This is a genomic window from Microbacterium sp. H1-D42, from assembly GCF_022637555.1.
GTDB lineage: Bacteria > Actinomycetota > Actinomycetes > Actinomycetales > Microbacteriaceae > Microbacterium.
Genome location: NZ_CP093342.1, coordinates 3,001,933 through 3,027,390, shown reverse-complemented (window position 1 = coordinate 3,027,390; position 25,458 = coordinate 3,001,933). Strand labels below are relative to the sequence as shown.

The window sequence follows — 25,458 nt, the reverse complement described above, 5'->3', positions numbered from 1 at the left end:
AGGCTCAGGTAGTCTCGGCCGCATGGCGAACGCAACGACGCAAGCACCACGGCGCGAGGCTTTCGGCTCTCGCAACGTCTTCATCCTCTCGGCCATCGGTTCTGCCGTGGGCCTCGGCAACATCTGGCGCTTTCCGTACGTCGCGTACGAGGGCGGTGGTGGAGCGTTCCTGATCCCGTACCTGTGCGCGCTGCTGACCGCCGGCATCCCGCTGCTGTTCTTCGACTACGCGATCGGGCACCGCTTCCGCGGATCGGCCCCGCTCGCCTTCCGCCGCCTGCACCGCGCGGCCGAGCCGCTGGGTTGGTGGCAGGTGCTGATCTGCGTCGTGATCGCCACGTACTACGCGGTGATCATCGCGTGGGCGGCCATGTACACCTGGTTCTCGGCGCAGCTGAGTTGGGGCGCCGGCAACGAGCAGTCCTTCTTCTTCGAGGAGTTCCTGCAGATGGGGAACGTCGCCGAGGTCGGCGTCTCGACGCAGTTCGTGCCTCAGGTGGGCATCCCTCTGGTGCTGGTCTGGGTGGTCGTCATCGTGATCATGGGCCTGGGCGTCAAGCGCGGCATCGGCCGCGCGAACGTCGTGCTCATGCCTCTGCTCACGGTGATGTTCGCGGCCCTCGTCGTGCAGGCGCTGTTCCTGCCCGGTGCGATGGACGGGCTGAACGCCTTCTTCACGCCGAACTGGGCGGCGCTCGCCGATCCGGGCGTATGGGCATCGGCGTACGGGCACATCTTCTTCTCGCTGTCGGTGGCGTTCGGCATCATGGTGACGTACTCGTCGTACCTCAAGCGCAAGACCGACCTCACCGGATCCGGGCTGGTCGTCGCGTTCGCCAACTCGGGCTTCGAGATCCTCGCAGGGCTCGGCGTGTTCGCAGCCCTCGGCTTCATGGCGCAGGCGGCGGGAACCGATGTGTCCGGTGTGGCGACTTCGGGTATCGGCCTCGCGTTCATCGCCTTCCCGACCATCGTCTCGCAGGCCACCGGCGGCTCGATCATCGGCGTGCTCTTCTTCGGTGCGCTGGTGTTCGCCGGCATCACCTCGCTGATCTCGGTGCTCGAGGTGATCGTCGCCGCGCTGCAGGACAAGCTCGGCTGGGGTCGGGTCCGCACCACGCTCATGGTGGCCATCCCGATCGCGGCCATTTCCATCGCGCTGTTCTCGACGACGACGGCGCTGGCGGTGCTCGATACGACGGATGCCTTCGTCAACGCCTTCGGGATCATGGCCGTCGCGTTCGTCGCCGTCATCGTCGTCGCGTGGATCCTGCACAAGCTGCCGGTGCTGCGCGAGCACCTCAACCGCCGCTCCAGCTTCAAGATCGGCTGGATCTGGATGCTGCTCGTCGGCGCCCTCGCGCCGCTCGTGCTCGGGTACCTGCTGATCAGCGAGATCATCACGAAGATCAACACGCCGTACGGCGGCGGCGACTACCCGGTCTGGTTCCTCGGGATCTTCGGGTGGGGCATGGCGATCGGATTGATCATCGTCGGGATGCTGCTCTCGCTGTTGCCGTGGAGCCGGCGCTCGCACGCCAAGAACGACCCCGAATACGACGAGTTCCTGGTCGAGGAGAACTACCAACCCGACACTGAGACCGGTGCCGTGCGGCTGCCGGACTCCACGCAGAACGGAGCACGCGCATGACCACTGCCGCCGTCATCATGATGATCATCGCGATGGTCACCGTCTGGGGAGGCCTCATCGCCGCGATCATCAACCTCGCCCGTCACCCCGAGGTGGCAGAGGCGGAGCCTGCTCCGCCCGTCGAACTCTGAGCTCGACCCACCACTGCAGTGCTTGCCTCGGACCCACCCGGGGGAGCTCGTCGATGATCGCCGAGGCATCGTCGCGGCGGCCGGTCGTGGGCTCGAGGGCCACGACCGGATGCGGCTCGAACACGCCGGTGTCCCAGAACAGCCCGAGCCGGGGGAGCGTCGCCGACGACCAGGTCATCTCCAACAGGCTGCCGTCGGCATGGCGGATGCGAGCGACACTGGCATCCGACGCGAACCACTTCTGCGCGCCGCTCACGTCGTCGATCGCGAGTGCCCCCGCCCACTCGACAGACAGCCCGGCGCGCGGGAAGTCCTCGGTGATCATGGTGGCATCGGTCTCGATGCGCGTGCCAGGGTGAGCTGCGAACAGCGGGTGCGCTGACCACAGCAGAGGCACGCCACTGTCGCTGGACTCGGCGCCGCTGGCCTCGGCGCCGCTGGATTCGGTGGAGTACTTCAGTCGCACCCGGTCGGGCGCGACGACGATCGTCCGGGTCAGCGTGAGCGGCAGGCTCGTGAGCGCGACGGACATCGTGCAGTGCTCGATGCCGGAGTCGAGCACCGACCACGGCAACCGCCAGATGTCCCCGTGATCCGGCAGTTCGCGCCCGGATGGCAGCCGGCACGCGGCGACGGTCGGCGCGACCTCGTCCCAGCCGCCGCTGCCGGCGTCGCTGAATCCGGTCGCCGGATCGCGGGGAGATGCTGGAGCCAGCCATTCGCGGCCGGTGCCGCGAATCGACGTGATCCGACCGCCCTGCTCCGGCTCGATCACGACCTGCAACGCGCCGTCGGATGCCCGAAGGATGACGGTCATGCGCGCAGCCGCATCAGGCGTCGCCGTCGAGGATCTCGGCGATCTGCTCGGTGGCCTGCGCGATCAGCCTGACCATCGCGGTGCGGGCGCCCTCAGGATCGCGGGCGATGATCGCGTCGAACACGGCGCGATGCAGTCCGACGAAGTGCGGTGAGACGCCGGACTCGAAAGCCAGCGTGTGCCTGGCGCGCATCGCCGGTTCGAGCACGACCTCGAAGTGCGTGAGCAGCTCGTTGCCGCTGATCGCGAGGATGGCGAGGTGGAAGTCGAGGTCGGCGGTGACGTGCGCCTCATGATCGGCGGCATCGGTTGCCAAGAGGCGCTCGAACGCCTGACGCAGCTTGTCGGCATCCTCAGGTGAACAGTGCGAAGCAGCTGCCGCGGCCGCCGCCGGTTCGATCATTCCTCGTACCTGGTCCAGCTCGCGAACGAGGCGGGGATCGGGTTCGCCGTCGGTGCGCCACTGCATGATGTCGGTGTCGAGCAGCAGCCACCCGCTGCGTTCGGCGACGTAGGTGCCGACCCGGGGACGCGCGCCGACCAGCCCCTTGGCAGCCAGTACGCGCAGCGCCTCCCGCACGACCGTGCGGCTGACGCCGAACTCGGCCATGACCTGCTCGACGTCGATGGCTGCGCCCTCTGCGAGCTCGCCCCTGACGATCCGCCGCCCGAGCACGGTGAGAACCTCGCCGTGCAGGCCCCGCGGTGTGGAGCGACGGCGGGCAGCGCCTGCGGGAGAGTTCAGCACAGTCTCGATGATTTCACAGCGGCGTCGTCGGCGGCGCAGCGCCGCTCAACTCCGCCGCGAACTCCTCGGAGAAGCGATCGATCATGCTCAGCTCTTCGGCATCCAGCGCCCTGGCCGGCGCGCGGCAGGCGGCTGTCGGGATCAGACCGCGCCGGCGTGAGATCTCCTTCTCAGCCGCGATGATCAGCTCGACCGATTGCATCCAGTACGACAGGTACGGGATCATCCGCGTGTGCAGGCGCGCGGCAGCATCCGACTCACCCTCCTGCCACAGTGACCACACGCGCAGGTACAGCTCGGGAAAGGAGCAGCCCGGCTGCACGCCGACCGCGCCGCGGCGCAGCGCGTCGATGAACTGCACACCGGCGTGACCGACCACGCACGACAGCTGCGGCGCGGCCTCGCGCAGCGCGCTGATCAGCCGGCCGGGGGGAGCGGACTCGACCTTCACCTGCACGAGGTTCGAATTCTCGGCCGCCATGCGCGCGATGATGTCGGCGTCGAGCGCCGTGCCGGTCTGCGCCGGCGCGTACTGCAGGATCGCGGGTACCGGCGCGATGGCCTCGAGCACCGCGCTGACATGCGCACGCACTGCGGCGACGCTCGGACCGTGCGCGTGCGGCGGCAGGATGTTGATCATGTCCGCGCCGAGCTCCACGGCGCGGCGTGCGCGATCGACGGCCACGCGGGTGGAGTGGTCGGGGACGGATGCCACGACGATGACGTCTCCGGCGGCATGCATCTCGTCGATGAGGATCACCGTCAGCTGATCGCGCTCGGCATCGGTGAGCTTGTAGAACTCACTCGCGAAACCGGGGAACATCACGCTGCGCACGCCGGTGGCCGCCAAGTGGCGGGCCAGGGAGCGGAACGCATCGAAGTCGACCTCGTCGTCGGCGGTGAACGGCGTCTCGACGACAGGGCAGACGCCGCGCACTCGGACGGCGCTGTGCACGCGGATGGCGCTGTGAGGAGCGGGAGTGGTCATGATTCTCCTTCGAGGGGAGGGCGGATCGGATGCTGTCAGAAAGGGGTTCCGGCGGGCGCATCGCCGCTGGAGCCGACCAGGAAGTCGAGGTCGACACCACGGTCGGCCTGCAGCACGTGCTCGATGTGCAGCCTCGTCCACCCGCGCTCGGCTGGCGGCAGGGTCGGCGTCGTCTCGGCCTCGCGGGTGGCGAGCTCATCGTCGGGGACGAGCATGTCAAGGCGCCGCCCCGGTACGTCCAGGCGCACCAGGTCGCCGGTGCGCACCAGGCCGAGCGGCCCGCCGGCGGCGGATTCGGGCGCGACGTGCAGAACGCAGGCGCCGTACGCCGTGCCGCTCATCCTGGCATCCGAGATCCGCACCAGATCACGCACGCCCTGCTCGAGCAGCTTGCGCGGCAGCGGAAGGTTGCCGACCTCAGGCATGCCGGGGTACCCCTTCGGCCCGCAGTTGCGCACGATCAGCACGGTGTCGGCGGTGACGTCGAGGTCGGGGTCGTCCGCCACCGCGTGATACTCGGCGACCGAGTCGAACACCAGCGCCGGACCGGTGTGCGAGAGCAGGGCGGGGTCGGCGGCGCTCACCTTGATGACGGCGCCGTCGGGGGCCAAGTTGCCGCGCAGTACTGCGGTGCCGGAGCCCGCTGGCTGCACCGGGTTGCGCAGGGGGCGGATGACCTCGGGACCATCGTTGCGCGCCGCAGCGATGCTCTCTGCCAGAGGGCGGCCGGTGACGGTGATCGCCTCGGTGTGCAGCAGGTCGCCCAACTCGCGCATCAGGGCGGGCACGCCGCCGGCGTATGCGAACTCCTCCATCAGAAAGCGGCCGCTCGGCATCAGGTCGACCAGCAGCGGCACGCGCCGGCTGACCTCATCGATGTCGTCGAGGGTGAGCGGAACGCCGAGTCTGCCGGCGATCGCCAGCATGTGCAGCACGGCGTTGGTCGAGCCGCCGCACGCAGCCGACACCACGAGGGCGTTCTCGACCGCCTCGCGCGTCATGATCGCCGACGGACGCAGGCCCTCCTCGGCGAGCTCGACGGCCCGCACTCCGGTGTCCTCGGCGAGCACTGCTCGGCGCGAGTCGACGGCGGGCAGCGCGGCGGCGCCAGGCAGCTGCATCCCGAGTGCCTCGGTCAGGCTCGCCATGGTGGATGCCGTGCCCATCGTCATGCAGTGACCGGCCGAGCGGTTCAGGCAGCTCTCGAATTCGGTGAACTCGGCCGCGTCGATCTCGCCGGCGCGCAGCGCCTCTGTCATGCGCCAGATGTCAGTGCCGCTGCCGACCACCCGGCCGCGGAATCGGCCGTTCAGCATCGGGCCGCCGGTGAGGATGATCGAGGGGATGTCGACGCTGGCGAGCGCCATCAGCGCGGCCGGTGTGGTCTTGTCGCAGCCGGTGAGGACGACGACGGCATCCAGCGGGTTGGCGCGGCAGAGCTCTTCGAGCTCCATCGCCATCATGTTGCGGTAGAGCATCGACGACGGGCGCATGAACGGCTCTCCGATCGAGAGCACGGGGAACTCGAGCGCGAGCCCGCCGGCGGTCTGGATGCCCCGTCGCACCGAGTCGGCCAGCGTGCGCAGGTGCGCGTTGCAGGGGGTCAGCTCTGACCAGGTGTTGGCGATGCCGATCACCGGCCGACCGTCGAGCTGGCGGGAAGCCAGCCCTTCCTGCCGCAGATGATGGCGCGCGATGAAGCCGGCCTTGCCGCCGTCACCCAGCCATTCGCTGGACCGGCGGCCGGTGGATCCGATATTCCGCGCACTCATGGAGATGTTCCTCTTTCCTTATTCCGCAACGTATGTCAACGTAGACACATCGGATATGTCGACGTTGACACATGGGCATTTCCGAGGTTTGCATAGAAGTTGATTATGCATATTATATGTTCAGCGCTTTGCGCACGGCATGCCCTCACTCGTGGAGGGCCTCGATGAAGAGAAGGAATGCAATGAAGCATCAGCACACAGCCCGAGGACGCTGGCGTCACATCGCCACTGCCGGTGTCGCCGCGATCGCACTGGTCGCACTCAGCGCCTGTTCGTCCGGCATGGAGGAACCGGCCGGGGACGACGGCCCTGCTGCCGGTCCGAAGGACGGCCCCATCACGATCGCGTTCCTGCAGAAGCAGGGTGACCAGCAGTACTTCATCGATGAGGCCGATGGAGGCAAGCAGGCCGCTGACGAGGCCGGTGACGTCACCGTCAATGTGGTCGACCTCGGCACCGACTCGAACAAGGCCATCTCCGAGGTGGAATCTGCGATCGCCCAGGGCGTTGACGGCATCATCATCGTGGTGCCCGACCAGCAGATCGGCCCGCAGGTGCTGCAGCTGGCGAAGGACGCCGGCATCCCGATCATGGCGGCCGATGACACGATCAAGGACAGTGCTGGCGTCGAGGCGCCGTTCGCGGGCTTCGACGGGACGTCGATGGGCAACAAGGTGGGTGAAGAGGCCGCGCGACTCTACAAGGAGGCGGGCTGGGCTGCCGCTGACACCCGCATCCTCTCCGGTCTGAAGGAGGACCTCTCGGTCTGCACGCAGCGCGTCGACGGCGCAGTCGACTCGTTCTCGAAGGCGGTGCCGGATGGTCCCGAGGTCATCACCGTGGGCACCGACAACTCCGCGACCGACGCTCAGGACAAGGCCGGTGCGATCATCACCGCGAACGCCGGCGTGAAGCACTGGATCGTCTGGGGCTGCAACGACGAGAACGAGACCGGCATCGTCACCGCCCTGCAGAACAGCGGCGTCGCCCCGGCAGACATCGCCGGCGTCGGCCTCGGCGCGTACCTGACCTGCAAGGACTGGGCAGCAGGACAGGAGACGGGCAACAAGGCGGCCCTGTTCATCTCGGGCGTCGAGGTCGGCAAGACCGCCGTGAACTCGATGGTCGACAAGATCCGCAACGGCGTCGACCTTCCCGCCAAGTCGATCGCGAACACCGAGATCGTCAACTCCACCAATTGGGAGACCGCAGGCGTCGTCTGCACCTGATCCCGTCGCTCGGGTGGGCATGCGCAGCGTGCCCACCCGAGCGTTCCCATCCTTCCCGATGATGAGGAGAGCGGACATGTCCGACGAAACCGTCGCGCTGAGCGCGAGCGGCATCACCAAGAACTTCGGCCCGGTGCGCGCACTGCGTGGCGTCGAGCTCACACTGCATGCTGGAGAGGTCACCGCCCTGATGGGCGAGAACGGGGCGGGCAAGTCCACGCTCCTGAAGATCCTCAACGGCGACTACCGCCCCGACGAGGGCGAGCTCGCCATCGACGGCGAACCCGTCCATTTCTCCGACCCCGCCGATTCGCACAGCGCCGGCCTGCGCGTGATCGCACAGGAACCCGAGATCGTGCCCTGGGTGTCGGTCGCGGAGAACATCTACGTCGGCGCTCTGGGGGCGCTGCCCTACAAGAGACGCGAACTGCTCGCCCGCGCCGAGGAGGAGCTTCGCCGCTGGGGCTTCGACCGCGTCATCCGTCCCGAGACGATCGGCAACGACCTCTCACCCGCACAGCGTCAGATCGTCGAGATCATGCGCGCAGTGATCGCGCGACCGAAGATCATCTGCTTCGACGAGCCGACCTCGTCGCTGGGTGACGAGGAAGTGCATCTGCTGTTCGCGATGATCCGGCGCCTGAAGGCCGACGGCGTCGCGATCGCGTACGTCTCGCACCGCATGGGCGAGATCTTCCAGCTCGCCGATCGCATCACCGTGCTGCGTGACGGCGGTTACGTCGGCACCAAGCGCGTCGACGAGACCGATCACGACGAGCTGGTGCGCATGATGGTCGGTCGCGACCTGAGCCAGTTCTTCCACCGGGTGCCGGCACCGCTGGGAGACGTCGTGCTCGAACTGAGTGGCGTGAAGAACCAGTTCGTCGACGGCATCGACCTGAAGGTGCGCGCCGGAGAGGTCGTCGGCATCGCGGGTCTGGTCGGTGCAGGGCGCAGTGAGCTGATGAAGACCATCGCCGGCGACTACGCCATCACCGCAGGTGAGATCCGCATCGCAGGCGAGGTCCGCCGCATCAGGCAGCCAGGTGACAGCATCCGCGCCGGCGTCGGCTTCGCACCCGAGGAACGCAAGGCCGAAGCGCTGCTGCTGCAGCGCTCCGTCCGCGACAACACCGCCCTGGTGGTGCTCAAGTCGCTGTCGCGCTGGATCTTCGTCCGGGACCGTGCCGAACGCGCGCTCGCCGACGAGTACATCGATCGACTGCGCATCCGCACGCCGTCCAGCGAGCAGCTGGTCGGCAACCTCTCGGGCGGCAACCAGCAGAAGGTCGTGCTCGCCCGGTGGCTGGCTGCGAAGCCGAAGCTGCTGCTGCTGGACGAGCCGACCCGAGGCATCGACGTCGGTGCGAAGTCCGAGATCTACGGCATCATCGACCAGCTCGCCCACGAGGGTGTCGCGGTCATCGTGGTCTCGAGCGAGCTGCCCGAAGTGCTCGGCGTCTCGGATCGCATCTATGTGATGGCACACGGCACGATCACGGGCGAGCTGCCCCGCGCCGAAGCCACCGAAGAGAACATTCTGGCGCTCGCCATGGACGAAGAGGTCGTCGCGTGAGCATCATCCAGCGAAAGGAAACCAACGTGACCAGCACCGTACAGGCGGCGCCGTCGATCGAACCGACGCAGGCTGCCGAGAAGCGGCCGTCGGCGCTGCGCCGAGTCATCTCCGCCATCGGAGCACAGAACATCTCGCTCATCGTCGCGATCATCGCGGTGGTGCTGATCATCGGGTTGCAGAACCCGCTGTTCTTCACGGTGGCGAACCTGCGGGTCATCGGCACGGCGATATCGATCATGGGTCTGCTGGCCGTGGTGCAGACCCTCGTCATCATCCTGGGTGCGCTGGACATCTCGGTCGGCTCCGTCGCGGGGCTCACCTCGGTGACCTCGGCGATGATCTTCACCTCCACCAGCTCCGCCGCGATCGGCGTGATCGGGGCGATCGCGATCGGCGTGCTGTGCGGCCTCGTCAACGGCATGATCGTCGTCTTCGGCCGAGTGAACCCGGTGATCGCCACCCTCGCGACCCTCGCCGCGTTCAAGGGCATCGCCCAACTGATCTCCGATGGGCGTGCGCAGGGTTACACCGGCGCCGACCCATTCTTCGTGTTCCTCGCACGCGGCGGCATCGGGGGTATCCCGACCCTGATCATGGTGCTCATCGTGGTGGCGCTGCTGGCGCACATCGTGTTGCGGTACACCTCGATCGGTCGCAACATCTACGCCGTCGGCGGCAATAACATCGCCTCGCGCCTGGCCGGCATCAACATCAACCGCTATATCCTCGGCGTGTACATGGTGACGGGGGCCGTGGCGGCGATCGCCGGCATCCTGATCACCGCGCGCACGGGGTCAGGGCAGCCCATCTCGGGCTCTGAGGGTCTTGAGCTGCAGGCCATCACCGCTGCCGCGCTCGGTGGTGCCGCACTCAAGGGCGGCAAGGGCACGATCGCCGGTGCCATCCTCGCGGTCATCCTGCTCGGCGTGCTGACCAACGGCATGACCCTGTTGGGCGTGAACTCGTTCTGGCAGAACGTCGCACAGGGTGTGCTGCTCGTCGCGGCGGTCGTCATCCAGCAGCTGCGCTCGGGGGAGCGGCGGATCGGAATCCCAGGCTGAACAGAGCCACCTGAAAGCCGAATCCACCGGGGTGCACCATGTCGCCTCGGTGGATTCGGCGTGCCCGGCCGAGAGTGCCCTGCGCTCAGAAATATCCCAGATCAGGCCTTGACTCGCTCTCTCGGAGCGGGTTATGTTGACGTTCACAGAAGTTGACGTCAACACATGACGTGCATGCGCTGGTCGATGGGGACTCGAAGCGCACGTGATCATCCCGCGAGTCCCACGGACAGACATGGAGTGAGTGTGAACCTCTTCGAGAACCTCAGGATGAGTCGGCGTGGATTCTTCGGCGCCACAGCAGTCGGAGTCGGTGCTGTCATGCTGCCGTCGGGCTCAGCCTCCGCATTCTCCGCGCGCGCTTCCGTCTCGGGGCTCAGCGCGCCCGCAGTCGGCGTCGTCGACACGACTCCGGCTGTCGACTGGACCGACGGGTTCGTATCCGGGAACGGTGAAATGGGTGCAGTGTTCCACGGCAAGCCCGAACTCGAGAGGGTCGTGCTGAACCACCACCGTTTCGTGCGCCCCAACGGCACCCGTGAGCTCCAACCACCTGTCATATCCCACCGTCTCAGTGCGGCGCAGGACCGTGCCCTGTCCGGAGACTACTGGGGGGCTGCCTCGACCTTCGCCGACGGGTGGGAATTGCACTGGACGCAGAGTTTCCACCCTGCGTACGAGTTGCGGATCGACACTCCGGCGATGGTCGGCGCGGGCGACTACGCCCGTTCGACGGACTACGAGACCGGCGAGGTGGTGCACACGTGGAGCACGCCTGAAGGCGTGTGGCGTCGCCGGGCTTTCGTGTCGCGAGCCAGCCAGGTGATCGTGCACGAACTGAGCGCTCCGGCCGGCGCGCGCATCGACACGACGATCGACATCGACACCGATCTGGAGGCCGCTCCGGACACCATCGGATACGTCCGTGAAGCCAAGACCAGCGGACGCAACGGCTACCTCGGTCTGCGGGGAACGTACCAGGCAGGAAAGGGGGCGTTCGGCTTCGAGGGCGTCACGCGCGCTGTGATCGCCGGATCCGGCGCCTCGATCAGCGCTCAGGGCAACGCGCTCGTCATCCGGAAAGCGACGAAGGTCACGCTTCTCACGCGCCTCGCGCGCCATGAGGACGCGAACGGCTGGGATGCGAATCCTGTGCACTCGGCGCTCGGCGAGGTTCTTCCCGACTATGACGCGCTGCTGCGCAAGCACACTCCGCAGCATGCGGCCCGTTTCGGACAGTCGAGGGTGCGACTCGGGGTGCCGGAGGCCGATCGCGCCCTGACGGCGGGACAGCTCATCGCCCGCCAGAACGACCACCGAGGTGCGCTCGACCTGGCGCTGCTGGAGCGCATGTTCGATTCCGGCCGGTACTTCTTCGCCAGCTCGAGCGGCGTGCTCCCACCGCGTCTGACGGCGCTGTGGGCGGGCAGCTGGGATGCGGCGTGGGCAGACGACTTCACCACCGACGCGAACGTGAATCTTCAGATCGCGGGGGCCAACATCCTCGATCATGGCGACTCCATCGAGGGCTACTTCAACCTGATCTTCGGACAGCTCGAGCACTGGCGCGTGAACGCCCGCAACATCTACGGTGCACGCGGCTTCCTCGCGCCATCGCGGACGGACGGCGAGTCCGGTTACATGCTGCATTTCAACAGCGGCAGCTTCCCTGGCCAGTGCTGGACCGGTGGCGCCGACTGGCTGCTGTATCCGCTGATCGAGTACGTCCAGGTCTCCGGCGACCAGACGTTCTACCGCGAGCGTCTTGCCCCCGTGCTGATGGAGCTCGCACTGTTCTACGAGGACTTCCTCACGCGCACCGACAGTGACGGCAAGCGCGTGTTCGTCCCGTCCTTCTCGATGGAGAACTCGCCATCGAACACCGGACAGATGCTCTCGATCAACGCCACCGGCGACATCATGGCAGGCAGGCACGCTCTCCAGTCGGCGATCGAAGCGGCAGACACCCTCGGAGTGGAGCAGGGCGCCGGGGAGGGCGTGGCACGCTGGTCTGCGCTGCTCGATGAGCTTCCCGAGTACCGCGTGAACTCCAGCCACGACCTCGCCGAGTGGTCCTGGCCAGGGCTGAACGATCGGTACAACCATCGACACGTCCAGCACCTGTACGGTGCGTGGCCGCTGCACGAGGTGAACCCCGAGGACCGCGCCGACCTGGTGCACGCCTCGCGTCACGCGCTGCTCAAGCGCGGCGATGAGAACACGTCGGCGCACGGTTCGCTGCATCGCGCGCTCGCCGCGGCCCGTCTGAAAGACGGTGTGGGAGTCAGCGCGAATCTGCGCAAGGTGCTCTGCAACGACATGGTGTGGCGCTCGATGATGACGTCGCACAACCCCGGCCGACACCTCTACAACGCCGATGCCGCCAACGCGATCCCCGGCATCCTGGCTGAGGCGCTCGTCTACTCGCGCCCTGGACTGCTCGAACTGCTGCCGGCGCTGCCCACCGAGTTCACGCACGGATCCATCGAGAAGGTGCGCGGACGCAACCGCGTGCTCGTCGAGAAGCTCTCGTGGGATCTGCGCGCACGCAGCGCCACGGCGGTCTTCGCATCTGACATCGAGCAGGATCTCACGGTGATCTGCCGCCGCGGGATCGTGACCATGACGGTGGACGGCGCACCCGTCAGTGACTCGCCACTGGGTGATCACGCGAGCGTGCTGAGCATGAGCGCCGGAACCAGAGTGACCGTCACCTATGAGATGCTTCCCACCCTCGCTCGCCTCGTGAACGTCAACAGCGGCGATGTGATGGACGTCGACGGTGCCGCATGGTGGGACGGCGCCGCCGTGATCCAGTGGCCGTGGTCCGGCGCGGGAAACCAGAAGTGGCGCCTGCTGCCAGGCTATGACGGCTCCTTCCGCCTGGCGAATGTCGGCAGCGGGAAGGTGCTCGACAATCCCGCCACCTCGATGGTGGACGGAAAGCGGCTCGATCAGTGGAGCGACGGCTTCAGCCCCAACCAGTGGTGGCGTGCGGAGCCCAGCGGCGACGGAGCGCACCGTCTGGTGAACGTCGCGAGCGGTCTCTGCCTCGACGTCGAAGCCGGGTCGAGCGTCGACGGCGCCAAGCTCGTGCAGAAGACCATCGACGACGCCAGCACCAGCCAGCTGTGGCGCATCGAGGCGCTGTGACGTCGACCTCACCATCCCATCCCAAACCGAATCCGCATCTCCCGATTGGAAAGATCATGATCTCTTCACGATGGCGTGCCAACCGATGGATCACGGGCGCCACCGCCGCGATAATCGCCGCCGGCGCACTGCAAGTCGCACCGACGGCAGCCACAGCCGCCGAGCCAGACGCTGTGCTCACTCCCAATCCGGCCGTCACCGGTCCGGCCTTCGAAGGCTGGGGCACCAGTCTGGTCTGGATGGCGAATGCCACCGGGGGCTACCCCGATGAACTGCGCAACGCGCTGATCGACAAGGTCTTCGGCGATGAAGGCCTGAACCTCAACATCGCCCGCTACAACATCGGCGGCGGCAACGCGAGCGGCGTCGCCGACTACCTGCGTCCCGGCGGCGCCGTGCCCGGCTGGTGGAATGCCGAGGCGCCGCTGAGCGATGATGCCGGCGCGATCAGCTCGAACTACGACGACCGCGATCGCTACCTCGCATCATGGACCGGCGAAACAGCATCCGACTACGATTTCACCGCCGACGCCGCGCAGCTCGCCTGGGTCGATGCGATCAAGGATCAGGTCACGACGTGGGAGGCGTTCAGCAACTCCCCGCCCTACTTCATGACCGAGAGCGGCTACACCTCGGGCGGCTTCGACTCGAACGCCGAGCAGATCAAGCCCGAGGCGATCGACAAGTTCGCCACCTACCTCAAGACCGTCGTGGAGCGTGTGGAAGACAACCACGGAATCTCGTTCGACACGATCGACCCGCTCAACGAACCCAACACGAACTACTGGGGCACCGAGCTCGACGGTGCAGGCAAGCCGACCGGCGGTCGCCAAGAGGGTGCGCACGTCGGACCGCAGCGTCAGGCCGAGGTGCTGACTGCACTCGCCGCAGAGCTAGCCGAGGACGGCACGACGACGAAGGCGGCCCTCTCGGGGCCGGACGAGACCAACCCCGGCCGGTTCATCACCGACTGGGAGGGCTGGACGGCTGAGGCCAAGCAGGCCGTGGCCCAGCTGAACGTGCACACCTACGGCACCGGAGACCGTCTGCGTGCACGCGACGTGGCGAAGTCCGCCGACAAGCCGCTGTGGATGAGTGAGGTCGAGGGCAACTGGGGTGGGGGCTGGAACCCCGCATCGATCTCGAACGGGCTCGGCGTCGCCGAGCGCATCACGGATGACCTGCGCGAGCTCGACCCGTCGGCGTGGGTGCTCTGGCAGCCGCTCGAGGACCTCTACAACATGCAGAAGACGGAGAACCAGAACTGGGGATCGATCTTCGTGGACTTCGACTGCAATGCCGACGGTGATTCGGAGCGCCGCATCGCCGACGGTGACGCGGATCCCTCGTGCAAGGTGCTCACCAACACGAAGTTCGACACGATCCGCAACTTCACGCACTACATCGAGCCCGGCGATCGGATCGTGCCGACGAACGACTCCCGCACGACGAGCGCGGTGAAGGCCGACGGCACCGGCGCGGTGCTCGTGCACGCGAACCACGGCGACAGTGGCAGGACTGTGCGCGTCGACCTGTCACGCTTCGCAGACATCGCAGCGGATGCCACAGTGACGCCGGTCGTCACGACCGAGTCCCCCGCTGCTGACCCGTCGTCCGACGCGCTGGTCGCAGGCACCTCCGTGAAGGTCGACCCCGTGACCAAGTCGGCCGTGCTGACCGTCCCGGCGCGCTCGGTCACGACGTTCGTCGTCACCGGCGTCAGTGGCGCAGCCGCGGACGCACCGGCCATCCGTGACGGAGAGACGTTCCGACTCATCGGTTCGCAGAGTACGAAGCCCCTCGCCGGAACGAGCGCGGGCGCAGCGCTGGGAGATGCCGCGGCATCCGATGCCGATGCCACGCAGCTGTGGACGGCCACCAGAGTCACCGAGGGAGACGGCACCGCGCGCGACCGGTTCGTGCTGCGGCTGGCAGACGGCCGCGCGCTCGCCGTGGACGGCGACAAGACGACTCTGCGCGCCGTGAGTCCGGAGGAGGCAGCCGATGACGAGTCCGTGCAGTGGATGATGAACTCCACGAACGGGAGCACGTTCAGCCTGCTGAGCGCCGCCAGGGACCGAGTGCTCGACGTCAGTGACCAGTCGACGTCGGTCGGCGCGAAGGTGGGCGTGTGGACCTCGAACGCCGGAGCGAACCAGCAGTTCCGGATCGTGGCGTCCGACGCCAGGGTCGGGCCGACGTACACGAGCTTCAACCCGGGCGACGCCTGGCTGGATGACAACGGCAAGGTGATCCAGGCGCACGGCGGGCAGGTCTTGCCCTCAACAGACGATGAGGGCAAGACGATCTACTACCTCTACGGCGAGGACCGCACCAACGGCTACCACTCCGCTCCGGGGGTGCACGTGTACAGCTCGTACGACCTGTACAACTGGACCGACGAGGGGCTGGCACTGCGCTCGCTCGCTTCGAAGGCGCAGTTCGATGAACCGTACTTCGATGCGCTGTACGGCGACTACACGCAGCAGCAGAAGGACGCCGTGTATCGCGATCTGGGAACGGTGCCCGTCTCGGGTGTGACTCCGCCCATCATCGAGCGGCCGAAGGTGATCCACAACGAGGCGACCGGCAAATGGGTCATGTGGGCCCACATGGATGGACCCAGTGAGAGCTCGAGCGCCCAGTACGCCAAGGCGAAGGCCGGCGTCGCGATCTCGGACTCGCCGGTCGGCCCGTTCCGCTACATCGACAGTTACAACCTGCATCATTCCGACGAGGGATGGGGCGTACCTGGCATGGCTCGCGATATGAACCTCTTCGTCGACGATGACGGCACCGGGTACATCATCTACTCGAGTGAAGACAACGCCACGATGTACATCTCAAAGTTGGATGCTGAGTACACCGACCTCGCCACGCCGGCCGATGAGGCCGTCGAGGGCGTCGACTACAACCGCATCTTCGTGGGCTGGTCGCGGGAGTCGCCGGCGATCTTCAAGCACGACGAGCGGTACTTCCTCATCACGTCGGGGACCACGGGCTGGTCGCCGAACCCGTCAAAGTACGCCAGTGCCACCGACATTCTGGGCGACTGGACAGAGCACGGCGACCCGTTCCCGTGGTGGGCGCAGTCGAATTCGTGGAACACGCAGCCCAGTTCGGTGATCCCCGTCGACCGTGAAGCCGGCAAGTACATCTACATGGGTGACCGCTGGAACGGCGGATCGGATGACGCGCTGCGCAATGCGCCGCTGGTCTGGCTGCCGATCAACCTCGGCGAGGGCGGTGACCGCCTCTCGATCGAGATCTACGACGAGTGGACTGTCGGAGATCTCGACAAGTGGTCGGCGTGGGACGTCTCCGGCGTACCTGCCAGCGTGAAGGTCGGCGAGAAGTTCGACGTGCCGAACGTCACGGTCCGGCAGAACGGCACGAGCATGTCGCAACCCGTCAGCTGGACGTTCAGCGGCTCGTTCGATGTGCCTGGTGCCGTCGTCGCGACGGGGACGATGCCGGAATTCGGTGGGCGCACCTTCAGTCGCACGATCAGCGTCGTTCCCGAGAACGTGCGTTACGCCGTGAACGCCGGCGGGCAGAAGACCGCCGACTGGCTGGCCCTCGTCGACGTGGCATCGGACCAGGCGTCCCTGCTGAACAGCATTCCCGATCAGAAGTACGGTGCCGATGCTGACACGCAGGCGACCTGGGGCTACCTCGGAGACAAGAATGCTGTCGCGACGGAGGGCAACACGATGTTCCACACGTTGCGCTACGCCAAGGAGGGAGCTGACCTCGCCTACCGCTTCGACGGACTCGAGCCCGGTGACTACACGGTCTACGCCGGCTACTACGACCCGTGGGCGCAGTGGGACGACCGCGGGGCGAAGGTCACGGTGAACGGCTCTGTCGTCGAGGCGGATCACGACTACGACGCGAAGAACCAGACCGCGACCTACGCGGACGTCGCGGTCGGCGAAGACGGTCGCATCGACTTCGCACTCAGCCCCACCCGAGGCACCGACGTCCAGCTGAGCTGGCTGATCGTGACGGCAGACGATGTGACGCCACCGGCTCCGGCCATCGATGTGACCTTCACGGCGACGGTGAAGTGCGTCCGTGACAAGGCCACCGTGGCGGCACAGCTGCGCAACGACGGGGACGTCCCGGTCTCGGTGACCTTCGAGTCGGATCTGGGCAGCAAGAAGCTCGAGTCGATCGATCCGGGTGCCAACGGCACGCATGCGTTCTCGACACGCAAGGCATCCGTCGTCGACGGCATGATCACCGCGCAGCTTCAGGCCGTCATCGGCGGGGAGACCGTGACGGAGAGCGTGGACGCCGCCTATACGGGTGACACATGCAACTGATGTTCCCGATACCCGAACAACACGCAAGACCGATGCAAGGAGCAAGATCATGTTGAACACCCGATTCACCGCCCGCCTGGGTGCGGTGGGCGCAGGAGCCCTCCTCTTGGCCGGCGTCGCCAGCGCCGCAGTCGCCGAGGAGGGCCATGGCAACGATGACGTCAGTGTGAATGTCGAGATCGCCGACAACGGCGAGCCGGGCGTACTGGCCATGACGGTCGCGGCCGACTCGATGACCCTGACCGAGAACGGGTCGACGGCCACGGAGCGACAGTTCACCGGCACTCTGCCCACGGTGACCGTCACGGACACGCGATCGCCCGGTGAGATCGCGGACGGCGCCTACTGGTACGTCCTCGGCACATCGAGCGATTTCGCGGGTGATGCCGGACAGCCTGTGATCGACGCCGGTCATCTGGGCTGGGCGCCGAACCTGATCGACGGCGGCGCCTCAGGGCTGGTCTCAGAGGGCGACGTCGTCGACACGGTGATGGACTCCGACGACCCCGAGTCCGCGCTGCCGTTCGGGCTCGTCGACCAGGAGCTGTTGGCGATGGCGTTCGACTCGGGTGAGGTTCTGACGGAGGGGCAGTGGACGGCGGATGCCGAGCTGTTCCTGCGAACGCCTGCCGACGTCGCCGCCGGCGCCTACTCGGCGACGCTCACGCTGTCCCTGTTCGAGTAGGAGGCATCGGCAGATGCGCCGCCTGGTAACAGCCGTCTCCGGGTTCGGCGTCGCCGCTGCCATCATCCTGGTCCCGGTGCTCGCGAGTGCTGCCGTCGCGAGCACCGGTGACACCGGAGACGATGCCGCGGCCCCGCCTGTGACGTGGTCGGTCGCACCCGCCGACGACGTCGGTGCCGACGGGCGCGCCTGGGTCGAACTGAAGCTAGACCCGGGCGCCACCGCGACCGACCATCTGGTCGTGCGAAATCACAGTGAGCAGCAGGTGACGTTCGACCTGACGGCGGCAGACGGCTACTTCACCGATACGGGACGCTTCAACATACTCGCGGCCGACGAGACCTCCGTCGGCGCGGGCACCTGGGTCGACATCGACGAGAGCGTGACGGTCCCATCGCACGGCAGTGCGGTGGTGCCCTTCACCGTGACCGTGCCGTCTGATGCGACGCCAGGTGATCATGCCGCCGGCGTCGCCGCGTCGATCACGACGCTCTCGAACGGTGACGGCGCCCAACTCGGCGTCAACAGCCGTGTCGGGTTCCGGGTGATGACCAGGGTCGCCGGTGAGGTCGTGCACGGCGTCGCCGTCGCTGCCGACGGCGACTACAGCGTCGCATGGAATCCGTTCACGCCGGGGACCGTGCGGATGAGCGTCACGGTGGAGAACACCGGCAACGTGCGACTCACGGTGGACCCCGTCATCGAGATCGCCGGTGGTGAGCGGATCAGGCCGCAGGGGACGGTCGACGGTCAGCTGCTGGAGCTGCTGCCCGGTGATCTGCGGACAGTGAAGTTCGAGGCCTACGAGTCCTGGCCCCTCGGCGCGATCGATGCGAACCTGCGATTGGATGCCGCCATGATCGCCCCCGACGGCTCCTCGACGCCGATCGACACCGTCGAACAGCAGTTCACGGTCTGGGCGCTGCCGCTGTCACAGCTGATCGCGCTGCTCGCGCTGGGGCTGATCGTGTTCGGTGCTCTGGCCGGGCGCAGTCGCCGACGTCGAGCGCTCGAGCGCATGATCGATGATGCACGAGAGGCCGGGCGCCGCGATGCGCTGACGGAGCCGGCGACGTGAAGACCCGCTGACGTTCAGAGGACTACTCTTCGACGAAGCCGAGCTCCGCGGAGGCGACGAAGGTGACGACCGGCTCGATCGGGTGCTCGATCTCCAGCATCGTCACGGTGTTCGCGCCCGCGCGCGTCACGGGTCCCGGCACGTACATGGTGCTGGTCGGGCCATTGCGCCAGTATCGCCCGAGCGCGAAGCCGTTCACGAACGCGAAGCCCTTGCCCCAGCTGCTCGTGTCGAGCACGAGATCCGACGCGGCGTCGAGGTGGAATTCCCCGCGGAACGCCGTCGGAGCCGCTGGACGCACCGGAGTCACGGCAGCGTCGGCCTCGACGGGGATCGCCGTGGCGAACCAGCCGATGAGCTCGGCGCCATCGAGTGTCGCCGCACCGATCAGACCCTTCTCCTCGCCGAGCAGGTGGCCGTAGTTGACCCTGCCCTGGTCTTCGACGAGAACCGTGAGCCGCTTGCCTGCGGGGATCACGAGCGAGCGCTCGCCGAAGGTGCGGGCCAGGCGCCCGACGGAGACACCGTCGACCTGCACCCAGGCCAGGTCGCGGACCTCGCCGAAGACCAACAGGCCACCGCGACCAGCCAGATCCGTCTCATAGCGCACCAGGGGGGACAGCGTTCCGAGTGCGTCGAAGGTGGGCGGCGCGGGGTGCGAGCGCGAGTCGCCGTCGACATCCGCCCATCCACCGGTGGCGCTGACGGGCACCTCGAGCACCGGGGGGACCTGGGCTTCGAGCGATTCCAGCGGCGGGACGGGCGCGTACTTCGCGATGACCTCACGGAACGCGTGGAACTTGGCGGTCGGGTTGCCGGCTTCGTCGAGGGGAGCGTCGTAGTCGTACGACGTCGTGAGTGGCAGGTAACGGCCCTTGTGATTCGCGCCGTTGGTCGTGCCGAAGTTGGTGCCGCCGTGGAACATGTAGAAGTTCACCGAGGCGCCCGCCGAGAGCAGGTCGTCGAGATCGGATGCTGCGACGCCGGCGTCGGTGGTGTGGTGCACTCCACCCCACCAGTCGAACCACCCGTCCCAGAACTCCGAGCACATCAGCGGGCCGGTCTTCTGGTGCCTGCGCAGCGTGGCGAGACGCTCCGGCACGCGCGAGCCGAACGAGCCGGTGCGGTGCAGTTCGTCGAGGCTGCCGTCTGCCAGCATCCGATCCACCGGCTGATCGACCGTCGTGAGCGGCACGGTGATGCCGGCGACACGCGTGAGGCGCACGAGCTCACGCAGGTACTGCTCGTCGGCGCCGTACGCGCCGTACTCGTTCTCGATCTGCACGAGCACGACAGGACCGCCGCGATCGATCTGCCGCGGGGCGACGATCTCGTACACGCGCTCGAGGTACGCGGTCACCTCGGTGAGATAGGTGGCATCCGATGACCGCAGTGGCAGTCCCATCCCGGTCAGCCACACCGGAAGTCCGCCGTTGTGCCACTCGGCGCAGATGTAGGGACCGGGGCGCACGATGGCGTCCATCCCCTCGGCCGCGATGAGGTCGAGGAAGCGGCCGAGATCGTTCGCGCCGGTGGCATCCCACTCGCCGCGACGCGGCTCGTGCGCATTCCAGGCGACGTACGTCTCGATGGTGTTCAGCCCCATCAGGCGCGCCTTGTGGATGCGGTCGGCCCACTGGTCCGGATGCACGCGGAAGTAGTGCAGGGCACCCGCCAGGATGCGGTGCGGTGCGCCGTCGCGCAGGAAGTCGGACTCGCCGATCGCGAAAGTGGTGGTCATCGCAGGTGCTCCAAGCATGAGAAGGGGAGGGCGACCGGGCGGCCGCCCTCCCCGCGAATCGTCAGGTCAGCCGTTGACGGCGAAGCCCTGCTCCTCGCCGTACTTCACGAGGGCGTCCTGCCAGGACTGCAGACCGGCATTGAGGTCGCCCTTGCTCTGGTACGCCTGTCCGACGGTGTCGCCGAAGATGCTGTTGGCGTACACCTGGAAGGGCAGGTACTGCCAGTCGGGCACGACGGCGGTGGCAGCGTCGGCGAGCACGCGGTTGATCTCCTGGCCGCCGAAGTACTCCGGTGCGGCGCTGAGGAACTCCTCATCGGTGAGGTTCGCGGTGGTCGACGGGAAGCCACCCTGCGACAGGAAGAGATCCACGCTCTCCTTGCTGTTGTTCAGCCACCACAGGAAGCCGGCTGCCAGCTCGGGGTTCTCGCTCTGCGCGGTCACTGCCTGGCCTCCGCCGCCGTTCTCGGCGCTCGCCGGCTGTCCGTCGTACGACGGCATCGGCGCGACGCGCCAGTCGCCGGAAGCGTCAGGAGCACCGGACTCGAGGTTCGCGGGCATCCACGCGCCGATCACCAGCGTCGCGAGCTTGCCGCTGCCAAGGCCCTGGAACCACTCGTCGCTCCAGCTGCCGTACGGGGCCACGAGGCCCTCGCCGACCAGACGGTTCCAGTTCTCGGTCCACTTCTTGCTGCCGGCATCCTGCAGGTCGATGGTGACATCGGTGCCCTTGGCCTGGAACGGCTGGCCGCCCGCCTGCCAGATCATCGAGGTGGTGAAGCCCGCGTCTCCGATGTCGTTGGTGATGTAGGCGCTGGGGTCAGCGGCGTGGATGGCCTTGGCGGCCTCGTAGTACTCGTCCCACGTGGTCGGCACCTCGACGCCGGCGGAGTCGAACACGCTCTTGTTGTAGAACAGCGCCATGGGACCCGAGTCCTGTGGCAGTCCGTAGATGGCGTCGTCCACCGTGACAGAGCCCCAGGTGGATGCGGTGTAGTCGTCCTCGAGGTCGGCGAAGCCGTAGTCCGACAGATCGGCGAGCGACTCGGTGAGCGTGAACTGCGGGAAGGCGTAGTACTCGATCTGCACGACATCGGGGGCACCGGAGCCCGCCTTGATCGCGTTCTGCAGCTTGGTGTACTGGTCGTTGCCGGTGCCCGCGTTGACGAGGTTCACCTTGACCTTCGGGTAGGCCTTCTCGAACGCGGCGACCTGCGCCTCGGCCTGCGGCGTCCACGACCAGTAGGTGAGCTCGCCACCCTTGTCGAGTGCGGCCTTGATCGAGTCGAGCGACCCCTCGGTGGACGAACCGGGCTTGTCGGCGTCGCTGCCGTCGGCCGCTCCGCTGCAGGCTGCGAGGCCGAGAGCGGCGACGGTGCCGATCGCGAGCACGGCGGTGAGGCGCCGGGCACGGAATGTGATGTGCGTCATTGCTGTGTCTTCTTTCGGTTGGTGTCGCCAGGGCAGGCGACGGGAGGGTGTCGACTACTGCTTGACGCTTCCGGCCGCGAGGCCGGACTGCCAGAACCGCTGCAGCATCAGGAAGGCGACGACGATGGGGATGATCGTGAGGAGCGACCCCATGATCACGAGGTTGTAGATCGGCTGCGAGCCTGCGCCGATGGCCTGCGCGCTCCACTGGTTCAAGCCGACGGTGAGCGGGTACCAGTCGGGATCGGTGAGCATGATCAGCGGCAGGAAGTAGTTGTTCCAGGTCGCGACGACGGTGAACAGCACCACCGTGACGATTCCTGGTGCGAGCAGCCGCAGCGAGATCGTGAAGAAGGTGCGGAACTCTCCGGCACCGTCGATGCGCGCGGCCTCGAGCAGCTCGGTGGGCACGGCGTCGGCGGCGAACACCCAGATCAGGTAGAGCCCGAAGGGGCTGATGAGCGAGGGGATGATCACGGCCCATGGGGTGTTGGTCAATCCCAGTTCGCTGAACAGCAGGAACGTCGGCACGGCGAGTGCCGTTCCCGGCACGGCGACCGCGCCGAGCACGATGGCGAACACCGCGCGGCGACCGGGAAAGCGGTACTTCGCGAGGCCGTAGCCGGCGAGGGTGGCCAGCAGGGTCGCACCGCCGGCGCCGACGACCACGTAGAGCAGCGTGTTGCCGAGCCAGCGCACGAAGATGCCGTCGCGGTAGGTGAGGGTCTGGATCAGGTTGTCGAAGAACGCGAAGTCGTCCGAGAACCACAGCCCGAACGAGCTGAACAGCCCGGCCTGCGTCTTGGTGGAGGCGAACAGCAGCCATACCAGCGGCACCAGCGTGTACAGGCCGTACACGATCATGACGATCAGCAGGGTCGTCGACCGCTGCGGGCGGCGGGTGCGTGGCGGTGGCTGGACGCTGCGCTTCTTCTGCACGGGAATCGACGTGCGGGTGGCTGTCGTCGTCATCTCAGCGCACTTCCTCTCGCGAGCCGCGCAACTGCACGACGTAGGCGATGATCGCGGTGATCACGCCCATGATGATGGCGACCGTGGCCGCGTAGTTGAACTGCTGGCCGGCGAACGAGAGGTTGTAGGCGTACATGTTCGGGGTGAAGAACGTCGTGATCACATTGGGTGCCAGCGGACGCAGGATGTTGGGCTCGTTGAACAGCTGGAAGCTGCCGATGATCGAGAAGATCGTCGCGATCACGAGGGCGCCGCGCACGGCGGGGATCTTGATGGCCGACAGGATGCGCCACTGGCCGGCGCCGTCGATCGCCGCGGCCTCGTACAGTTCGCCGGGGATCGTCTTCAGCGCCGAGTAGAAGATCAGCATGTTGTAGCCGACGAACTCCCAGGTGACGATGTTGCCGATCGAGACCAGCATCCACTCCTTGGCGAACGGGGTGAGCATCTCGAAGCCGAGCGCCTCGTTGATGTTCGCGGTGAGGCCGAACTGGTCGCCGTAGATGTATCCCCACATCAGCACCGCGACGACGGCGGGGACGGCGTAGGGGAGGAAGACGAGGATGCGGAAGAACGGCGCGCCGCGCAGGCGGCCGCTGTCGATCGCGAGGGCGGCGCCGAGGGCGAGGGCGAGCATGATCGGCACCTGGATGACCAGGAAGAGCAGCACGCGTCCGAACGCTGACCAGAACTGCGGGTCGGCGAGCGCGGCGGCGTAGTTCTCGAGACCGACGAACGTGGTGCCGCCGACGAGCTGGTCGCGGAAGAGGCTGAGGTACAGCGCATAGGCGAGCGGGGCGAGGAACACCAGCGTGAAGACGATCATGAACGGCGCGACGAATCCCCAGCCGCGCCAATCGCGCCGGTCTCGGCGGGGAGCAGCAAGTTGTCTCGCTGCGTGCGTCGTGGTCGTCATTGCCCGTTCCTTCACGATCGATCCGTTGATCTGGAATGTGTCAACGTCAACATAAACGATTCCGCGGTAGTGTGTCAACGTCAACAGAAAGAAGGCCGATGAACGTGGACACCAACGTCGATGCCACCGCCACTGCCGATGCGGCTTCCGACACCGCAGTGCACTCGCGGCGACGCGATCCGTCGATGGAGGATGTCGCGCGTGAGGCGGGTGTCTCCGGACAGACGGTGTCGCGCGTGGTCAACCGCAGAGGCTACGTCGGCGCGGCGACGCGCGAGAAGGTCACCGCCGCCATGGTCCGCCTCGGGTACCGGCCCAACAGTGCGGCCAGGGCCTTGCGTTCCGGCCGGTTCCGCACGCTCGGCGTGATCATGTTCAGCATCTCGCCGTACGGAAACCACCGCACGCTGGATGCCATCGCCGAACGCGCCGCAGAGGCCGGCTACTCGCTGACCCTGATCCCGGTCGGGGACGCCGACCGCTCCAGCGTGGGCGGCGCTTTCACCCGCCTGGAGGAGCATGCTGTCGACGGCATCATCATCCTGATCGAGGCGCACGAGCTGGACGGCTCCGAGCTCGAGATCCCGACCGGGCTGCCGGTCGTCGTCATCGACTCGAATCAGCGCTACGACCATCCCTTCGTCGACGCGGACCAGGTGCAGGGGGCGCGCGCCGCCGTCGAGCATCTGCTCGACCTCGGCCACGAGACCGTGCACCACATCGCCGGCCCGCCGGAGTCGTATGCCGCCGGAAAGCGGCGCGAGGCGTGGCAGGGTCTGCTCGAGGAACGCGGTCGCACGGTGCCAGAGCCGCTGGTCGGCGACTGGTCGCCGCGGTCGGGGTACGAGGCCGGACTCGTGCTGCGCGAGGACCCCACGCTGTCGGCCGTCTTCGCCGGCAACGACGAGATGGCGATCGGCCTGCTCAGAGCCCTGCACGAGGCAGGCATCCAGGTGCCGGCTCAGGTGAGCGTCGTCGGGTTCGACGACATCTCGGACGCGGGCTACCTGTGGCCGCCGCTCACCACCGTGCGCCAGCACTTCTCTGAGGTCGGACGGAAGGCCGTCGACGCGCTGCTCGCAGAGCTCGACGGGGAGGATGCCCGCGGCACCGAGCTCATCCCCAACGAGCTCATCGTGCGCGCGAGCACGGCGGCGCCGGCACGCTGACCCTGGCAG

General features: G+C 67.2%; 18 protein-coding genes. 10 read left to right on the top strand and 8 right to left on the bottom strand.

Annotation, left to right across the window (positions count from 1 at the left end):
* The first annotated feature begins 22 nt into the window (after positions 1-22).
* Together MNR00_RS14410 and MNR00_RS14405 are read left to right on the top strand one after the other, a co-directional pair.
* Entirely contained in the window at positions 23-1,651 is a 1,629-nt protein-coding gene (locus MNR00_RS14410; protein ID WP_241926603.1) for a sodium-dependent transporter, read from the top strand.
* Entirely contained in the window at positions 1,648-1,782 is a 135-nt protein-coding gene (locus tag MNR00_RS14405) for a methionine/alanine import family NSS transporter small subunit (RefSeq protein WP_241926602.1), read from the top strand. The genes MNR00_RS14410 and MNR00_RS14405 overlap by 4 nt, the downstream gene beginning before the upstream one ends.
* Here MNR00_RS14405 and MNR00_RS14400 read toward each other — a convergent pair.
* The 4 genes from MNR00_RS14400 to MNR00_RS14385 are packed head-to-tail and all read right to left on the bottom strand — an operon-like array spanning position 1,721 to position 6,107.
* A complete protein-coding gene (locus MNR00_RS14400) occupies positions 1,721-2,599 on the bottom strand; it encodes a hypothetical protein (RefSeq protein ID WP_241926601.1) in 879 nt (292 codons plus the stop codon). The genes MNR00_RS14405 and MNR00_RS14400 overlap by 62 nt on opposite strands.
* Before the next feature lie 13 nt (positions 2,600-2,612).
* Positions 2,613-3,347 (bottom strand): FadR/GntR family transcriptional regulator, encoded by a 735-nt coding sequence (locus MNR00_RS14395; protein WP_241926600.1) that lies wholly within the window; start codon positions 3,345-3,347, stop codon positions 2,613-2,615.
* A 13-nt stretch (positions 3,348-3,360) separates the two neighbouring features.
* Positions 3,361-4,335 carry a dihydrodipicolinate synthase family protein gene (locus MNR00_RS14390; RefSeq protein ID WP_241926599.1) on the bottom strand — a complete coding sequence of 325 codons (975 nt, stop codon included), beginning with the start codon at positions 4,333-4,335 and terminating at the stop codon, positions 3,361-3,363.
* 35 nt (positions 4,336-4,370) lie between these two features.
* Positions 4,371-6,107 (bottom strand): IlvD/Edd family dehydratase, encoded by a 1,737-nt coding sequence (locus tag MNR00_RS14385; protein WP_241926598.1) that lies wholly within the window; start codon positions 6,105-6,107, stop codon positions 4,371-4,373.
* A 182-nt stretch (positions 6,108-6,289) separates the two neighbouring features.
* Between MNR00_RS14385 and MNR00_RS14380 the strand changes: the two genes are divergently transcribed.
* The 7 genes from MNR00_RS14380 to MNR00_RS14350 all read left to right on the top strand — a co-directional run bounded on the left by MNR00_RS14380 (position 6,290) and on the right by MNR00_RS14350 (position 19,220).
* Positions 6,290-7,336, top strand: a complete 1,047-nt coding sequence (locus tag MNR00_RS14380) for a substrate-binding domain-containing protein (RefSeq protein ID WP_241926597.1) — start codon at positions 6,290-6,292, stop codon at positions 7,334-7,336.
* A 76-nt stretch (positions 7,337-7,412) separates the two neighbouring features.
* The gene (locus tag MNR00_RS14375) at positions 7,413-8,912 is read left to right on the top strand and encodes a sugar ABC transporter ATP-binding protein (protein ID WP_241926596.1); all 1,500 of its coding nucleotides are present in this window, start codon (positions 7,413-7,415) and stop codon (positions 8,910-8,912) included.
* A gap of 26 nt (positions 8,913-8,938) precedes the next feature.
* Positions 8,939-9,976, top strand: a complete 1,038-nt coding sequence (locus tag MNR00_RS14370) for an ABC transporter permease (protein ID WP_241926595.1) — start codon at positions 8,939-8,941, stop codon at positions 9,974-9,976.
* 270 nt (positions 9,977-10,246) lie between these two features.
* Positions 10,247-13,129 (top strand): glycoside hydrolase N-terminal domain-containing protein, encoded by a 2,883-nt coding sequence (locus MNR00_RS14365; RefSeq protein WP_241926594.1) that lies wholly within the window; start codon positions 10,247-10,249, stop codon positions 13,127-13,129.
* Positions 13,130-13,185: 56 nt separating this feature from the next.
* Entirely contained in the window at positions 13,186-17,457 is a 4,272-nt protein-coding gene (locus MNR00_RS14360) for a family 43 glycosylhydrolase (RefSeq protein WP_241926593.1), read from the top strand.
* A 49-nt stretch (positions 17,458-17,506) separates the two neighbouring features.
* On the top strand, positions 17,507-18,142 hold the full coding sequence (locus tag MNR00_RS14355; RefSeq protein WP_241926592.1) for a hypothetical protein: 636 nt from the start codon (positions 17,507-17,509) through the stop codon (positions 18,140-18,142).
* A gap of 13 nt (positions 18,143-18,155) precedes the next feature.
* Positions 18,156-19,220, top strand: a complete 1,065-nt coding sequence (locus MNR00_RS14350; protein ID WP_241926591.1) for a DUF916 domain-containing protein — start codon at positions 18,156-18,158, stop codon at positions 19,218-19,220.
* Positions 19,221-19,242: 22 nt separating this feature from the next.
* Here the strand turns inward: MNR00_RS14350 and MNR00_RS14345 are convergent, their stop codons facing one another.
* The 4 genes from MNR00_RS14345 to MNR00_RS14330 all read right to left on the bottom strand — a co-directional run bounded on the left by MNR00_RS14345 (position 19,243) and on the right by MNR00_RS14330 (position 24,280).
* On the bottom strand, positions 19,243-20,961 hold the full coding sequence (locus MNR00_RS14345) for a beta-galactosidase family protein (RefSeq protein ID WP_241926590.1): 1,719 nt from the start codon (positions 20,959-20,961) through the stop codon (positions 19,243-19,245).
* A 66-nt stretch (positions 20,962-21,027) separates the two neighbouring features.
* Entirely contained in the window at positions 21,028-22,392 is a 1,365-nt protein-coding gene (locus MNR00_RS14340) for a sugar ABC transporter substrate-binding protein (protein ID WP_241926589.1), read from the bottom strand.
* A gap of 54 nt (positions 22,393-22,446) precedes the next feature.
* A complete protein-coding gene (locus MNR00_RS14335) occupies positions 22,447-23,256 on the bottom strand; it encodes a carbohydrate ABC transporter permease (protein ID WP_241928863.1) in 810 nt (269 codons plus the stop codon).
* Between the two features lie 109 nt (positions 23,257-23,365).
* Positions 23,366-24,280 carry a sugar ABC transporter permease gene (locus MNR00_RS14330; protein ID WP_241926588.1) on the bottom strand — a complete coding sequence of 305 codons (915 nt, stop codon included), beginning with the start codon at positions 24,278-24,280 and terminating at the stop codon, positions 23,366-23,368.
* A 98-nt stretch (positions 24,281-24,378) separates the two neighbouring features.
* Here MNR00_RS14330 and MNR00_RS14325 point away from each other — a divergent pair, with 98 nt between their 5' ends.
* Positions 24,379-25,449 carry a LacI family DNA-binding transcriptional regulator gene (locus MNR00_RS14325; protein WP_347271914.1) on the top strand — a complete coding sequence of 357 codons (1,071 nt, stop codon included), beginning with the start codon at positions 24,379-24,381 and terminating at the stop codon, positions 25,447-25,449.
* Positions 25,450-25,458 lie beyond the last annotated feature (9 nt).

Excerpts from the sequence above, each read along its gene's own strand:
- MNR00_RS14380 (WP_241926597.1), top strand. The coding sequence starts at position 6,290 with ATGAAGCATCAGCACACAGCCCGAGGACGCTGGCGTCACATCGCCACT.
- MNR00_RS14335 (WP_241928863.1), bottom strand. The coding sequence starts at position 23,256 with ATGATCGTGTACGGCCTGTACACGCTGGTGCCGCTGGTATGGCTGCTG.
- MNR00_RS14400 (WP_241926601.1), bottom strand. The coding sequence starts at position 2,599 with ATGACCGTCATCCTTCGGGCATCCGACGGCGCGTTGCAGGTCGTGATC.
- MNR00_RS14355 (WP_241926592.1), top strand. The coding sequence starts at position 17,507 with ATGTTGAACACCCGATTCACCGCCCGCCTGGGTGCGGTGGGCGCAGGA.
- MNR00_RS14390 (WP_241926599.1), bottom strand. The coding sequence starts at position 4,335 with ATGACCACTCCCGCTCCTCACAGCGCCATCCGCGTGCACAGCGCCGTC.
- MNR00_RS14375 (WP_241926596.1), top strand. The coding sequence starts at position 7,413 with ATGTCCGACGAAACCGTCGCGCTGAGCGCGAGCGGCATCACCAAGAAC.
- MNR00_RS14410 (WP_241926603.1), top strand. The coding sequence starts at position 23 with ATGGCGAACGCAACGACGCAAGCACCACGGCGCGAGGCTTTCGGCTCT.
- MNR00_RS14345 (WP_241926590.1), bottom strand. The coding sequence starts at position 20,961 with ATGACCACCACTTTCGCGATCGGCGAGTCCGACTTCCTGCGCGACGGC.
- MNR00_RS14340 (WP_241926589.1), bottom strand. The coding sequence starts at position 22,392 with ATGACGCACATCACATTCCGTGCCCGGCGCCTCACCGCCGTGCTCGCG.
- MNR00_RS14350 (WP_241926591.1), top strand. The coding sequence starts at position 18,156 with ATGCGCCGCCTGGTAACAGCCGTCTCCGGGTTCGGCGTCGCCGCTGCC.
- MNR00_RS14405 (WP_241926602.1), top strand. The coding sequence starts at position 1,648 with ATGACCACTGCCGCCGTCATCATGATGATCATCGCGATGGTCACCGTC.
- MNR00_RS14330 (WP_241926588.1), bottom strand. The coding sequence starts at position 24,280 with ATGACGACCACGACGCACGCAGCGAGACAACTTGCTGCTCCCCGCCGA.
- MNR00_RS14325 (WP_347271914.1), top strand. The coding sequence starts at position 24,379 with ATGAACGTGGACACCAACGTCGATGCCACCGCCACTGCCGATGCGGCT.
- MNR00_RS14360 (WP_241926593.1), top strand. The coding sequence starts at position 13,186 with ATGATCTCTTCACGATGGCGTGCCAACCGATGGATCACGGGCGCCACC.
- MNR00_RS14385 (WP_241926598.1), bottom strand. The coding sequence starts at position 6,107 with ATGAGTGCGCGGAATATCGGATCCACCGGCCGCCGGTCCAGCGAATGG.
- MNR00_RS14365 (WP_241926594.1), top strand. The coding sequence starts at position 10,247 with ATGAGTCGGCGTGGATTCTTCGGCGCCACAGCAGTCGGAGTCGGTGCT.